Annotated in this window: 13 protein-coding genes; 7 read left to right on the top strand and 6 right to left on the bottom strand. The window is 39.7% G+C overall.

The window, feature by feature from the left end; genetic code table 11:
• Positions 1-78 precede the first annotated feature (78 nt).
• The 7 genes from ACXACJ_RS00550 to ACXACJ_RS00520 all read left to right on the top strand — a co-directional run bounded on the left by ACXACJ_RS00550 (position 79) and on the right by ACXACJ_RS00520 (position 7,029).
• A complete protein-coding gene (locus ACXACJ_RS00550) occupies positions 79-819 on the top strand; it encodes a lysophospholipid acyltransferase family protein (protein ID WP_475132312.1) in 741 nt (246 codons plus the stop codon).
• Positions 806-1,093, top strand: a complete 288-nt coding sequence (gene gatC / locus ACXACJ_RS00545; RefSeq protein WP_475132311.1) for an Asp-tRNA(Asn)/Glu-tRNA(Gln) amidotransferase subunit GatC — start codon at positions 806-808, stop codon at positions 1,091-1,093. Before ACXACJ_RS00550 ends, gatC begins: the two co-directional genes overlap by 14 nt.
• A 4-nt stretch (positions 1,094-1,097) precedes the next feature.
• Complete coding sequence (locus ACXACJ_RS00540; RefSeq protein WP_475132310.1) at positions 1,098-3,683, top strand: tetratricopeptide repeat protein; 2,586 nt, start codon at positions 1,098-1,100, stop codon at positions 3,681-3,683.
• A gap of 186 nt (positions 3,684-3,869) precedes the next feature.
• Entirely contained in the window at positions 3,870-4,607 is a 738-nt protein-coding gene (locus ACXACJ_RS00535; RefSeq protein WP_475132309.1) for an ABC transporter ATP-binding protein, read from the top strand.
• 6 nt (positions 4,608-4,613) lie between these two features.
• On the top strand, positions 4,614-5,168 hold the full coding sequence (locus tag ACXACJ_RS00530; protein WP_475132308.1) for a cob(I)yrinic acid a,c-diamide adenosyltransferase: 555 nt from the start codon (positions 4,614-4,616) through the stop codon (positions 5,166-5,168).
• Positions 5,169-5,416: 248 nt separating this feature from the next.
• The gene (locus ACXACJ_RS00525) at positions 5,417-6,481 is read left to right on the top strand and encodes a branched-chain amino acid aminotransferase (protein WP_475132307.1); all 1,065 of its coding nucleotides are present in this window, start codon (positions 5,417-5,419) and stop codon (positions 6,479-6,481) included.
• A 44-nt stretch (positions 6,482-6,525) separates the two neighbouring features.
• On the top strand, positions 6,526-7,029 hold the full coding sequence (locus tag ACXACJ_RS00520; RefSeq protein ID WP_475132306.1) for a hypothetical protein: 504 nt from the start codon (positions 6,526-6,528) through the stop codon (positions 7,027-7,029).
• 7 nt (positions 7,030-7,036) lie between these two features.
• Here the strand turns inward: ACXACJ_RS00520 and ACXACJ_RS00515 are convergent, their stop codons facing one another.
• From ACXACJ_RS00515 to ACXACJ_RS00490, 6 genes are all read right to left on the bottom strand, one after another.
• Positions 7,037-9,355, bottom strand: coding sequence for a TonB-dependent receptor (locus ACXACJ_RS00515; protein WP_475132305.1), 2,319 nt, complete (start codon positions 9,353-9,355; stop codon positions 7,037-7,039).
• A gap of 46 nt (positions 9,356-9,401) precedes the next feature.
• Positions 9,402-10,109: an RluA family pseudouridine synthase gene (locus ACXACJ_RS00510; RefSeq protein ID WP_475132304.1), complete on the bottom strand. Its 708-nt coding sequence runs from the start codon at positions 10,107-10,109 to the stop codon at positions 9,402-9,404.
• A gap of 25 nt (positions 10,110-10,134) precedes the next feature.
• On the bottom strand, positions 10,135-11,223 hold the full coding sequence (locus ACXACJ_RS00505; protein ID WP_475132303.1) for a sensor histidine kinase: 1,089 nt from the start codon (positions 11,221-11,223) through the stop codon (positions 10,135-10,137).
• 2 nt (positions 11,224-11,225) lie between these two features.
• Positions 11,226-11,912 (bottom strand): response regulator transcription factor, encoded by a 687-nt coding sequence (locus ACXACJ_RS00500; RefSeq protein WP_475132302.1) that lies wholly within the window; start codon positions 11,910-11,912, stop codon positions 11,226-11,228.
• Between the two features lie 82 nt (positions 11,913-11,994).
• On the bottom strand, positions 11,995-12,801 hold the full coding sequence (locus tag ACXACJ_RS00495) for a DUF3108 domain-containing protein (RefSeq protein WP_475132301.1): 807 nt from the start codon (positions 12,799-12,801) through the stop codon (positions 11,995-11,997).
• Between the two features lie 47 nt (positions 12,802-12,848).
• Positions 12,849-13,886: an aminopeptidase gene (locus ACXACJ_RS00490; protein ID WP_475132300.1), complete on the bottom strand. Its 1,038-nt coding sequence runs from the start codon at positions 13,884-13,886 to the stop codon at positions 12,849-12,851.

Raw genomic sequence — 13,886 nt, 5'->3', positions numbered from 1 at the left:
AAATAGCCAACCGTTTATACCGAAAACGAACATCCCTTTATCTGGTAAAAGCATTTCCCTTATCTTCGCGCTACGCGCATGAAAACACTTCGAAAAATCTATACCGCTTACGGTTTTATAGTCTTTACGCTAACCTTTCTTGTTCTGCTTCCCTTCTTTTTGATGGCCATTTATATTAAACCATTGGAAGGCTGGGCGGGGCCGTTGAACCGTTTTTGGGCCAAGTCATTATTTTTCCTCTTGTTTCTTCATCGCTCTAAAATTCGTTATGAAACTGAGCTAGATAAGAAACAACGTTATATTTTCTGCGCGAATCACTTCTCTTATTTGGACATCCCCACTTTAGGATTGATCAAACACAACTTTAAGTTTATTGGCAAAAGTTCTTTGAAAAAAGTACCGCTTTGGGGCTTTATGTATAGCAAGCTCCACATTTTAGTAGACCGAAGTAGTTTGCGAAGCAGGCATGCCAGTTGGCTTCAAGTTCAGGAGAAAATCCGAGAAGGTTTTTCGATTGCCTTTTTCCCTGAAGGAGGTATTTATTCGAAAAACCCTCCACAAATGGCTCGCTTTAAAGACGGTAGCTTTCGAATTGCTGTTGAAGAACAAATTCCGATTGTGCCTGTAACAATTCACAACAATCACATAATTTTACCAGACAAAAGACCTTTTATTGTGAACATGGGAGTGATTTCTCTACAAGTTCACAAGCCAATTTGGCCACAAGGAACGGGAGATGAAGCTGCCAACTTATTAAAAGAGCAGGTTTTTGAAGTTATTCAAGGTGAATTGAACAAAGTACACAATGCAAGTAGATAAGGATACGTTGGAAAAAGTAGCTCATTTAGCTCGCTTAAATATTAAGCCAGAAGAACAAGAAAAACTTCTGAAAGACATGAGCGAAATTTTAACATGGGTAGATAAACTGAGTGAATTGGATACCGAAGGTGTAGAGCCGCTCACCCACATGACTCAAGAAGTGAACGTGCTTAGAAAAGATGAAGCCAAAACCTCAATTACTCAGGCCGAAGCTTTAAAAAACTCACCTACCCAAGACACCCAATTTTTTAAGGTGCCTAAAGTTTTAAAGTAAAACATTGAACACTCAAAGGGATAATTCGCTCATAAAAGTATTGAGCCAAGTTTGTGGCACTCTTGCCATTGCTTCGGCTGTTTTAGTCATTTTAACCTTGATTGTGGGCAACTCGTGGACCCTGCCTTGGTTTACCGACACCGAATACATCAAATCCCCGCTCTTCTTAGAGTATTTCACTATTGAAGGCAAACCCATCGGCCTTCAACTGGACCAAATCACCAGCTGGACACAGTTCAAAACTGGCCATTATCAGTTTTTGGCTTGGCCACAATACGCCCTTTTGGGCCTAACCTTATTTGCATTTGTTCTGATTTCCGTTGTCATTACCTACCTAGAGCGGTTTTGGTATTTGGTTTCTGCCGGAATTATGGTTTTCGTTTCCATCAATTTTGGACTGGATGAACTAGCTCTTTTTAACAATAACCTGACATACATCTTTATTGGTCTGCTACTAGCTTGCACGTATTATTTAAACAGTTTTAATCAAAATGCGAGCTTTCTATTCCGTTTTTCGATTACCTTTTTGATCTTCATTTTATTTACAAGCCTTTGTTTGTGGCTTTCTCCTGTACTTGAATCTCAGTTCGTTTGGACTGCCTTTGGGATTTTTGCCCCACTGACACTAGCTGGACTTTTCTTGATTTTTGTAGCAGGAGACAATTGCTTTTATCTATTCAAAATCGCTACCCAAAATGCACCAAGTGGCAAGAACGGTTTGGTCCATTTTCTAATCATTGGCGCAATTTACATTCTGCTTTTGGTGCTTCTGTTTTTGAACATGACGGGCGATTTAAATTTCGACCTTATCCTAATTCATCCTTATCTGATATTGGCCATCACATTGGTTTCTGGATATTTCGTAATCAATTTGAAGTTAGAAATTGTAGAGAGCGAATTACCAACTCGCTTAATCAGAAGGATGTTGTATCCAGCTTTTTCGGCACTGACTTTAATGATTATCGCCTACACGGAAATTACCGCTAATGATAGTCTAATCAATAGTATTCACATTTCGATTATCATTTCACATTTAGCTTTTGCCGTAGTTTACTATATCTATTGCTTTATGAATTTTACGCCATACTTAATGGCAAATGAGCCAGCTTGGCAAAACTTCTTCAAAGGCGAAAGAGCCCCGTTACTTACTGGTCGAATTGCAGCTATTGTATTCATGGTTGGTATGCTCTTCTTCCTCAATTACAAACCTTATTACCACTTAAGGGCCGGGCAATACAATGCTTTGGGAGAACTGGCCGAACATACCGAAAACGACTTGTTGGCGGCTCAATATTATCGTCAGGCGATATTCTATGACTATGCTTCGGTAAAAGCCAATTACAGTTTGGCTATGCTAGAAAAGCAAGGAAACAGTTCGGCACAAGCTATCAAGAAATTTGAAACGGCTTCAATTCGAAGCAAAAACCATAAGCCAGATTTAGCGCTCAGCCAATACTACAACGACAAAGGGCAGCTCTTCAATAAGCTTTTGCACCTAAAAGAGGTGAAGAATTCAAATGAAGATGAAAAAGTATTGAACAGCTTAGCCATTGCTCATTTTGAATTCAAACATTTAGACACTGCGTATTTGCTCATGCAAAAGGCATACGAAATAGACAATTCAACCACAATTGCCAGCAATTATCTGGCGCTGGATTTAAGCCTAAAAGAAAGCCTGAATATAGATTCTGTCCTTTCAGAAACTAGCAAATACACCGACCCAAAAGTCAAAACCAATAGACAGGCTTTGGCCAATGCAACATATCAAGCCGTAGATTTCAATATGGAATTGGCAAAGGATTCATTCCTCTTGATAGATGACCTTTATTACTTATACAATACCTCACTAAATGCGCAAAGCAACTCGGAAGAGATCATCAAAGCTTTGGATTATTATTTGGCTTATCCGCGAAATGTCTCGGTTTACGATTATTTAAAACTGGGCAAGGCTCTTCAGCTTTATCAACTTGGGCAGGTAAATGAAGCTGTGCTTTTACTTAACGACATGATAGCCTCTTATGGAAGCAAGGCTGGCCTATATAGTTATATTAAGGCATTGTGGGCTTATCACCAAGGCGCTATGAATTTGGGCATTGTGTTTTTAGCCGATGCCAAAGGCTATAATTTCGATACAGAAATCATTGCAGCTACTTATCTCGATTTGAAAGATCGGCAGATAGACCAAGTAGCCAATGGCTTAGAAACAGAATGGAAGACATATCAAACAGAAAAGTCTTCGCTTAATCAAGAGCAAAAAATAGAGAAACTCACTGCCTTGGCTTCCAAAAATGCTTTTAAAGATGATTTAACCATTAAAGCCATTGAAGAGCTTCGCAGTGTAAAGACTGACGAAGAACTAGTTTACGAACTGCTACAAAAAGCGCATTCTTTGAATAATATCAGCATTCCTTTATTCGAATCATTTATTTATCAGAGTGTGGAAGTGGGCTTAAGCGCTGTAGGCCAAAACGCCTTAGAGGAATTGAAACCCTTGGTTTCTGAAGCTGATTTTGAAAGAGTAAGACAAACTTTTGAGCAAAGAAAAATAGAAAGGACTGAAAGATCGCTGAATATTCAACCCAACAATTAGGGTAGCCGTTAAACTCAACTAATTGATTTTGAATCTTTCAAAAGGCCTTCAATCCGATTCAACATCCGTTCAAGGAATAAAGATTGTGACACCTTTATTATTGCGTTGTTTTGCCATGGATTAAACCATAGCGTTTTTTTTTAGTCTTCTGTTAAACTTTATTGATTATACATCCGTCCTACGAGTATGAAAACCGTTATACAAACCAAAGACATATCCAGAATTTACCAAATGGGAAGCGAGACCATTCGCGCCTTAAAATCGGTAACCATTGAAATCAAACAAGGAGAATATGTTTCCTTCATGGGGCCTTCTGGTTCGGGTAAGTCTACACTTATGAACATGATTGGCTGTCTGGATACTCCTTCTGGCGGACGTTACGTCCTAAACGGTCAGGATGTAAGTGACATGACAGAAAACGAATTGGCTGAGGTGAGAAACAAAGAAATTGGTTTCGTATTCCAGACTTTCAACCTTTTACCAAGAGCAACTTCTCTTGAAAACGTAGCGCTTCCATTGATCTATGCGGGTTACGGAAAAGCGGAAAGAGAAGAAAAAGCTATGGCTGCACTTGAAGGTGTAGGCCTTGCATCAAGAGCACACCACAAGCCAAACGAGCTTTCTGGTGGTCAGCGTCAAAGAATTGCGATTGCAAGAGCTTTGGTAAACGATCCTTCTATCATCCTTGCCGATGAGCCAACAGGTAACTTGGATACCAAAACTTCTTACGACATCATGGACCTTTTCGCGAACCTTCACGATAAAGGAAACACCATTATCATGGTAACGCACGAAGACGATATTGCTCAGTATTCACACAGAATTGTAAGACTAAGAGACGGTTTGATTGAAACTGACGTTCACAACCCAAATCCTACCAGAGGAAATCCTTTCAAACAAGCACAAGAAGCAGAAAACGCATAAGCGATTTTGAAAATATATACCAAAACTGGTGATTCAGGCACCACCTCTTTGCTAGGTGGTGCTCGTGTTTCTAAGGCACACGTACGTATTGAAGCCTATGGGACTGTAGACGAGCTAAACTCTTATGTTGGTTTACTAAGGGATCAGCCTGTAAATCAAAACCGAAAAGAGGTTCTGAAAGAAATTCAGGATAGGCTTTTTACTTTAGGAGCCGAACTTGCCACCGAACCTGGCAAAGACAAAGTAGTAAAACCCGATCTTCGAGAAGAAGACATCACTTTACTAGAAAATAAAATGGATGAAATGGAAGGCGATTTAGAGCCACTAAAAAATTTCATTCTTCCCGGAGGACATCAATCTGTTTCTTTTGCGCATTTGGCACGTTGCGTTTGTCGTAGAGCAGAGCGTATTGCAATTGCGCTCAACGAAGAATCAGAAGTTGATGCCTTAGCTATTAAATACCTCAACAGGCTTTCGGATTATTTTTTTGTACTCGGCAGAAAAATGGCCAAAGAATTGAATGCCGAAGAGGTTAAATGGGAACCTCGAAAAAAACTATAAAATTTTAAGTTTTTTTACTGACCATTCTCATTTGGAGCTTTCCCCAAAAAACTTCCGCCCTTAGAGAAGATTCTTTTTCTTCACCAAACATAATTCTGATTTTCTTACAAATAAAGAATTATAATTTTACCTCACGCTTTTAAAGAGCACTCAAAGCAAAGCATTATTGGCTGACAATCGTTTGAGTAAGTTTCGGTTTTTTGTATTTTGGGTGCATTGTTCTTTAATTCAATTTAAAATTTTGGCATATGATAGATACAATCGATATTTCAGTTGAGCAGGTGAGCCAGTCAAGAATAGATACCCTTGACGTACATAATATTCCTTTTGCCAAAATTTATTCCGACCACATGTTTGTGGCCGATTACAAAAATGGAGAATGGCAAAACGCTCAGATTGTACCTTACCAAAATCTTTCTTTAAGCCCAGCAAATACAACTTTGCATTACGCCATTACAGTTTTTGAAGGCTTAAAGGCATACAAAAATGAAAATGGAGAAGTTCTTCTTTTCAGACCTGAAATGAACGCCAAAAGGCTAAATATTTCAGCGGAAAGAATGTGTATTCCAGAAGTTCCTGAGTCTCTTTTTATGGAAGCTCTCACTCAACTTGTAAAGTTAGATAGCCAATGGGTACCTTCTGTCCCTGGTACTTCTCTATACATTCGACCTTTCGTGTTCGCTACGGACGAATATATCGGCATTCGCCCATCTGAAAGCTTCAAATTCATGATTATCACTTGTCCTGTTGGTGCCTACTATTCGGCTCCGGTTAAAGTGAAAATCGAAACTAAATTCTCTAGAGCTTTTGAAGGAGGAACTGGTTTTGCTAAAGCTGGTGGAAATTATGCTGCAAGCTTGTACCCAGCCAAATTGGCCAAAGAAAAAGGCTTTGATCAATTGATCTGGACTGACGGGAAGGACCACGAATTCATTGAGGAATCAGGCACCATGAACGTTATGTTCATCATCAACGACACCTTGATTACAGCTCCTGCGAGCGGCACCATTCTGAAAGGTATTACCAGAGATAGCGTACTTACTTTGGCCAGAGATTGGGGAATGAAAGTGGAAGAACGCAAAGTAGCCGTTAAAGAAATCGTTGAAGCTGCTAGAAACGGTCAATTGCAAGAAGCATTTGGCGTTGGCACCGCTGCTACGATTGCTCACATTGCTCAAATCGGCTTTGAAGACGAAACCTTTGACCTTGGCCCAATTGAAGAAAGAAAATTCTCTAACAAAGTGCTAGCTGAATTGGATAAGATCAAAACTGGACAAGTTGAAGATAAATTTAACTGGACACTTAAAATTTAAGCTTTAACATTCCTTAACCAGTTTTTTCATTTAATTGCAGGCCTATGAAACTCAAATGGCCCTTAATTATTCTATGCCTTTTTGTTACCTCTGAGGCCTTTTCACAGACCTATTTGGTGGTAAGAAAAAAAGGATCGATGCGCAAGTACGAGTACTTTGTTGGCTCTGAAATTGTGTACAAACAAAAAGGCATAGATGTGTACTTCACTGATCGGATTACCGAATTTGCTGATAGTACAATTGCTATGGAAAACAACCTAATTCGACTTAATGATCTTGCGGAATTAGATGTGAGAAATGCAGAATCTAACAGATCTAAAGCTCTTAAAGTTTCTGAAACGCTTCTACCTACTTTGGGAATTGGACTTTTAGCAATAGACCTTTTTAACACAACCGTTGTAGATGGCCGAAATTTTTCTCTAGACGCAGGAACAACCGCAGTAGCTGGCCTTTTAGCAGGAACAGGTTATGGATTGAAGATCGCTAGGCGCAAGAAGGTCAAATTTGAAAAGGACAAGTTTGAAGCTTACATTATTGGGCTGAAATAACTGGCTCTTAAAAGTCGATGACCACACCAAAAGTAGGAATCGTGCTACTGTTGTTCGCCTCTTCAATTTGAATTAATCTTCTGCGCATTACTACTTCACCATTATCATCAAGATCGAGGCCATATTGAGGCGATTGAGGCAAATCACTTCCCAGTAAATTGGTGACCTCCAAATACACATTGAGTGACCAATTTTTCAAATTCCATTTCTTATCGATCCGAACATCTAAAGAATTGTAGGCCTTTAACCTTTGCTGCCCAATTTGATCGTAGCGATAAACGATTGTCGGATATACATCTTCTGTGGCTTGTTCATTCACAGGAATGAATGGTGCGCGGCCCAAAAAACGATTTCGGACACCCAACTCCCAATTTCTGCCAAACTTATAACCACCCGTGAAGCTCAATAGGTGCCGATTATCCCACAAAGCGGGTTGGTATCCCGTATTATTCAAATCTGTGTATTTGCTCCAGAATAAGGTATAGGCCAGAATACCATAGAAGTTTTTATTAAGCTTTTGTTGAGCTAAAAACTCTACGCCATAAGTTCTTCCTTTACCCGATGTCGTGACATTCTCACTCCCCAAAACTTCAAAATCACCACCTAGATTAGCCAAGGAAACGCCATTTTCTACCGAAACCGGATAGTAGTTATAACGCTTATAAAAGCCTTCTAAAGTAAAACGGGTAGAAAGTCTTGGCAAAAATTCAACGCCAGTAACAAAATGATCCGACCTCGTATAGTCAGAATTTTGGTTCACAAGTTCATCCTGATTATTTCTGAAACCCAAAATCGTGTATGGCTGAATTTTATAATATCGACCAAAAGATGCATTCCATTTCCAGCGTTCGGCCAACAAATAGGATAACGAAAGCCTTGGCGAGAAATGGGCCATTTGATTCCATGCTTTTTCTGTAAAAAAGTCTACATCCATGCGAAAGCCTAGCGAAACATCAAGTTTATCATTGAACAGGCTTCTGGACGATTGAAGAAAGACACCATACTTCATCAAATCAATTTGAGAGCTGAAGTAACGGTTGTAATAGACATCGGAAGACTGATTTTGATATTCACCACGTTGCACAGAAAAGCCATAATCCCACTGCCAAGCTGCTCCAAATTGAGTGAAATTCACCCTTAACTTTTGTTCTGTTTCTCGTGAATCGTTATTAAACAGTAAACCCGATTTATTCTCATTGTCCGCGTAACGCTGAAATTTATTGTTGAGCACATTCCCACTCAAAACCGCCTTCATGTATCCATTGGGCATTTTATGCCTCCAACTCAGGCCTACTGTAGATGTCCATTGCTGAATGATTGGAATTTGATCTAAAGTTGCTTTTTGCTCTTCGGTAATATCACTAGGCTTGTTGATACTGAAATTGTCAATAGAACCAATCCCGATTAAAGAAATCTCATTTTTATCGTCAATCTTATGGTTGACCTTATACTGATAATCCCAATAATTGGGCAGAAAAGGAAGATCGATCAACTTGAATAAAAACTGCAAATAAGATCTTCTCGCAGAAATGATAAATGTAGTTTTTGCTTGCTCATTCTCTTTAGGCAAGGCTAACGGACCTTCAAAAGTCAAAGCGGCTTCACTTGCCCCTAAACGGAAATTCAGGTTCCTATTTCTGGAATTCCCATCACGCTGATTGAACTGCAAAACTCCCGACAATGCATTGTCATACCGGGCAGCGAAAGAACTTGTATTCAAGCTTACATCTTCAATAAACGAAACATTCAAAAGCCCTACTGGACCGCCAGCACTGCCTTGAGTAGCAAAATGATTAATGTTTGGTATTTCGACACCATCTAAATAGTAGACGTTCTCACTGGGGCCTCCACCTCGAATAATGACATCATTCCGAAAGCCCACTGAACCCGAAACACCGGGTAAAGATTGAACCACTTTCGCGATATCATTATTTCCACCTGGGTAAGTAGCAATCTCCTCTCGGGATAAGTTCTGGATTGAATTTGAGGATTCAATTTTATTGGGAAAAGGGCTCGCCACAACTTCTACTGCTTCAAGTTCGTCCGCTTCTTCATTCAAAGAAAAAATGAGATCGGCATTACCTGCGGAACGAATGATCACATTAAACTTAACCTGAGTTTCGTATCCCAGAAAACGTACTTCGACATTATAAGCCTTGGTAGCAATTTGTTCAATCACAAAAAAACCATTGGCATCGGTAACGGCTCCTTGGTTGGTTTCTAAAAGGCGAACGGTTGCTCCGGGAAGTGGGCTTTCTGTTCGAGCATCTTTTACGTAGCCCCTTAGCGTGCCTAAAGATTGGCCATAAGCAGAAAAGGCAACCATAAAAATGACTGCAAAAATTAAAAAACGATAGTGCATTGGTATCAGATTACTTAAACTTTCTCAGCTGCTTTAATAGCACCGCGAAGTCTTTAGGGTAATCTGCTTTTACAGTAATTTGTTCAGAAAAATTATCGAAAGTTAACGCATAGGCATGCAATGCAAAACGCTGAATGATTGGCCTTTCATCTTCGTATTTTCCGATGTTGAAGTTTCTTTTCAGCTGAGAAAGAAAAAGCTCCTTTCCGCCATACATTTCATCATTGATAATGGGCGAACCTAAAGTAGCCAAATGCACTCTGATTTGGTGCATTCGCCCAGTAACCGGGCGGCATTCTACCAATGAATGTTGCCTGAAGTTTTCTAATGTACTAAAGTAGGTAACGGCCTCTTTTCCCTTTTCCCGGTTAATAACCACTTTTCCCTTTTCCAGAGGAAGAATAGACAAAACCACTTCTTGATCTCTGAATTCAGAATGACCATCAACCAAAGCATGGTATACCTTCTTTACCGTTCTTTTCTCAAATTGAATGGAGGCATGGCGATAGGCTTCTGCACTTTTAGCAATCAGTAAACAGCCGCTGGTTTCCTTGTCCAACCTATGGCAAACTGAAAGGTGCTCAGAATATGCCTTCGCTAGTTTTTGAACATTTTGCGGGTCGTTTCTATCTTCCAAAGAAGCCATAAACGGTGGTTTATTCACCACTAGAAAATGGTCATTCTCGTAACAGACTAAATCTTCAAACTTAATTTTCATGAAACTCTTGGGGTCTTTCCGAAAATTATTCGGCTATCTCTTCAAAATCGTCTACTTCTTGCTCTTCTACTTCGGAAGCCTTTGATATTGGCAGTTTAAAGCTAAATGTTGAGCCTTTGCCTACTGTACTGATTACGCTCACTTTGGAATTGTGAGCTTCCATAATGTGCTTAACAATGGCCAAACCAAGACCCGTGCCGCCTTGCCTACCTTTCGAACGGCTTTTTTCTACCCTGAAGAAACGTTCAAAAACTCGGCCCAAATGTTCTGGCGGAATGCCTTGCCCAGTATCTTTAACGTAGGTGGTCACGTAATCGCCTGAAATATCGAAACCCAATACAATTTCACCCTCATCGGTGTATTTGTTTGCATTCGACACCAAGTTGGTGAGCACCCGATAGATTCTATCAGAATCAGCATAAACAAAAATAGGATGGTTGTATTCCTGATCCAATCGCATGATCAAACCTTTTCTTTCCACCTTATTTTCGAATTGCTCCAGCACTTCTTTCACTGTTTCGATCAGATCGAAATGCTCAAAATGCATTTTGGATTCTCCAGTTTCTATTTGCGACAACGTGAGCAAGTCATGGATGAGCGCATCCAAATTATCTAAACTTCTTGCGGCACGCTTCAAGAATTTGGTCCTGACTTTTTTATCGTCAATCGCGCCATCCAGCAAAGTATGCACAAAACCTTGCGCTGCGAAAACCGGGGTTTTAAGCTCGTGACTTACATCGGCCAAAAACTCTCTTCTGAAAGCCTCAATTTTCTTAAGGTCTTCAATTTCTCTTTGGCGCCCAGCCGCATAGGTATATATCTCTTGATTGATCCGTTTTAGCGGATTAAGGTATTTTCTGTCCTCTTCATCTTCGATAAAAGAAAAGTCCTTTTTTCGAATTTTATTCAGCGCTTCATAAATTCTACTGATTTCTCTGAAAACCAGAAACTCGAAAATAATGTAGGCGAACAAATAAGTTGTAGCAAATGAAATAAGGCCCCCAACCATGAGAGCCTGAACAGAAATATCTGCTACCAAAGACAGAAACGCGCTTGTGAGCAGGCCAACCAAAATGGCCAACAGCAGGGCAACTGCCTTGGAATTAAATATCATAACTAATTGGTTTCGAACTTGTAGCCAACCCCTTTAACGGTAGTAATATAGCCATCACCAATTTTCTCGCGCACTTTTCTGATGTGAACATCAACCGTTCTGGCCAATACGTATACATCAGTTCCCCAGATGTTTTGCAACAGATCGTCTCTACTGAAAACTTTGTTTGGGTTTTGTGCTAAGAAATAAAGCAATTCAAATTCCTTTTTAGGCAATGTAAATTGATCGTCACCAATAGACACAGTGTAGCTCGATTTATCGATAGCCAAATCGCCTACTACTACTTTTGGAATTGATTTGTTCTTTTTCTCCTTTCTGAAATGAGCACTGATTCGGCTCATCAAGGCTCTTGGTTTGATTGGCTTGGTGATGTAATCATCAGCGCCTGCATCAAAAGCAGCTACTTCTGAATACTCCTCGGCTCTGGCCGTTAAGAACGTAACATGAGCATTTGCCATTTCAGGCAATTCCCTCATCTGACGGCAGGTTTCTACTCCATCTTGATTTGGCATCATGATGTCGAGCAGAACCAATTCAGGCTGAAAGGATTTTGCAAGTTGCACTCCTTTTTTGCCATCCTCGGCCACTTTCACTTCGTATCCCTCCTTTACAAGGTTGTACTTGAGTAGCTCCAAGATATCCGGATCATCGTCTACCACAAGTACTCTGTGGCTTTGCTTAGCACCCATATTTCAAAAATTCCTGTTTGTCGATTTCGATAGCAACAAAGATATCTAAAAAAAAAGTGTATAGACTAAATTCAAGAGTGATTTACTCGACAATAGCAAGCCTATGTCGTAAATTCTTTACACTTTTCACTTCTACTTCTAGATATCCAACGAATATTTTAGCCTGAATTTTTAGCGGAACCTTATTCAAGTCATCTGAAAGCCAAACTTTTAAAGTATTGTCTTCTTCAAACAAGCTGTCTTTCTTCATGATAGGCACCAAAACAAGCGCTTCAACATCGCCTAATTTCGTATCAATAACTTCGCGCCCCATAAATTTCACCCTAAATGGCTTTTCCTTATCATCAAAAAAAGTGTTGACGGTAATGATTTCTCCCACACTTACTTTATTGAAATCGATAGAACGCAAGTAGTAATACCCACTGACCATGTCTTGCATTTTCGCAGAAAGGTCATGATCGATTTTTTCCTTCAATTTTCTAGTCTCCTTTTCAAGCTTGGCTACGGTTACCTTTTTATTGGCTTGATCGAAGTATAGAATTTCATTTTTACGGAATCTGCCCTCAGCGATATAACGGTAAAACTGGTGAGGATATAAAGTGGTGGTATCCATGTAAGTACCCCAGTTATCTCTCACAGAAGAGAATATATCGAAAACACCAGCGGTTCTGGCGTGAACATCAATTTTGTAGGTTGGGCGATTATTTACGTTGTAAATCACATCGCTAACTTTCAAAGTGGCTTCGGCTGCTTTTATAAAACCCACAGTTGCTTTCAGCACAACTTCTTCGCCTTCTTGAAAAGCCTTTTCCTTGGCCAACTCGTTTTCTTGGGCCTTGCCTTTAACACAAAATGCAAATAAGAAAAATGAGAGTAAAAACTGTCGCATTATCTTTTTTACACTCCAATTGACAAAGGTCATACCAATTTTATTATCTATAGCGATGGATACTTCGATTTGAGAAACTCTAAATATGCTTTTAAATCTCCATTAAATTTGGAATTTAATTCGTTTTCCAAAAGCTCTTGCTGAGAATTATATCTTAAATAAGACATAAAAAATGTGTTATTGGGGCTGTAGTTCTTAAAAAAACCACGATATCTATCTGAGGCAAAGCCAACTGTATCATAGTTCTGGCGGATTTTATCAATAGTGGATTTCTTAAGCTCCTTCTTTTCTGCGATAGGCAAATCTTTCATTTGCTTATAGAGCGAATCCAAACTTTTTGAGGCATGGAGAATATAATTCTTGAAAAGAATTTCATCGCTCAACTCTGCTTTATACTCCTCAACAACGGCAGCATTTTCCCCATACTTAGAAGACAAATACATCACCGCACCCTTATCGCCAATAAAAGAAGCTAGGTTCTCATTGAAAGTGACCGAGTCTTTTACAAACAGAGTTCCGTGAGTAAGCTCATGAATTAACAAGCTTGCCAAATCGCCTTCAGAGCGATTGAGCATATTGGAAAGAATCGGGTCTTTAAACCAACCCAAGGTAGACCAGCCACCAGCTGTTCGAACATTCACGTCCAAACTATCTTCTGCCTGAATTTGCTTAGCTAAGGCAATGGCCTTTTCTCGATCGAAAAATCCTTTATAAGGAAAACTGCCAACCACAGGAAACTTCCATGTTTTAGGCCGAAAGCTAAAACGGTCGCAAGCCGTAACCACATACATAGATGGCATCCCTTGCTGATCATAGATTTCGGTATAATTGTCTGAGTAATTAATCCCTAGAGAATCGAAGGCATAAGCCCTGATTTCTTCAACCAGAAGCGCCTTCTGCCTTAATGAATCAGGTGTAGCCGAATCTTCGATATATTCTTCTAATGGAACCGTATTATTTACAATATGAAGCTGCCCTCGCAACTGCATAATGCCATAATTCGCCAGTTCAAACTGCCATATGTAAATCAGGACAAGCAATACGAGCAAGCCCAAACCAATTCTTTTAAACCACTTTTTCACCAT

It is taken from the genome of Roseivirga sp. AWQ4_251 (assembly GCF_056158225.1).
This window is presented reverse-complemented; position numbering and strand designations above follow the sequence as displayed.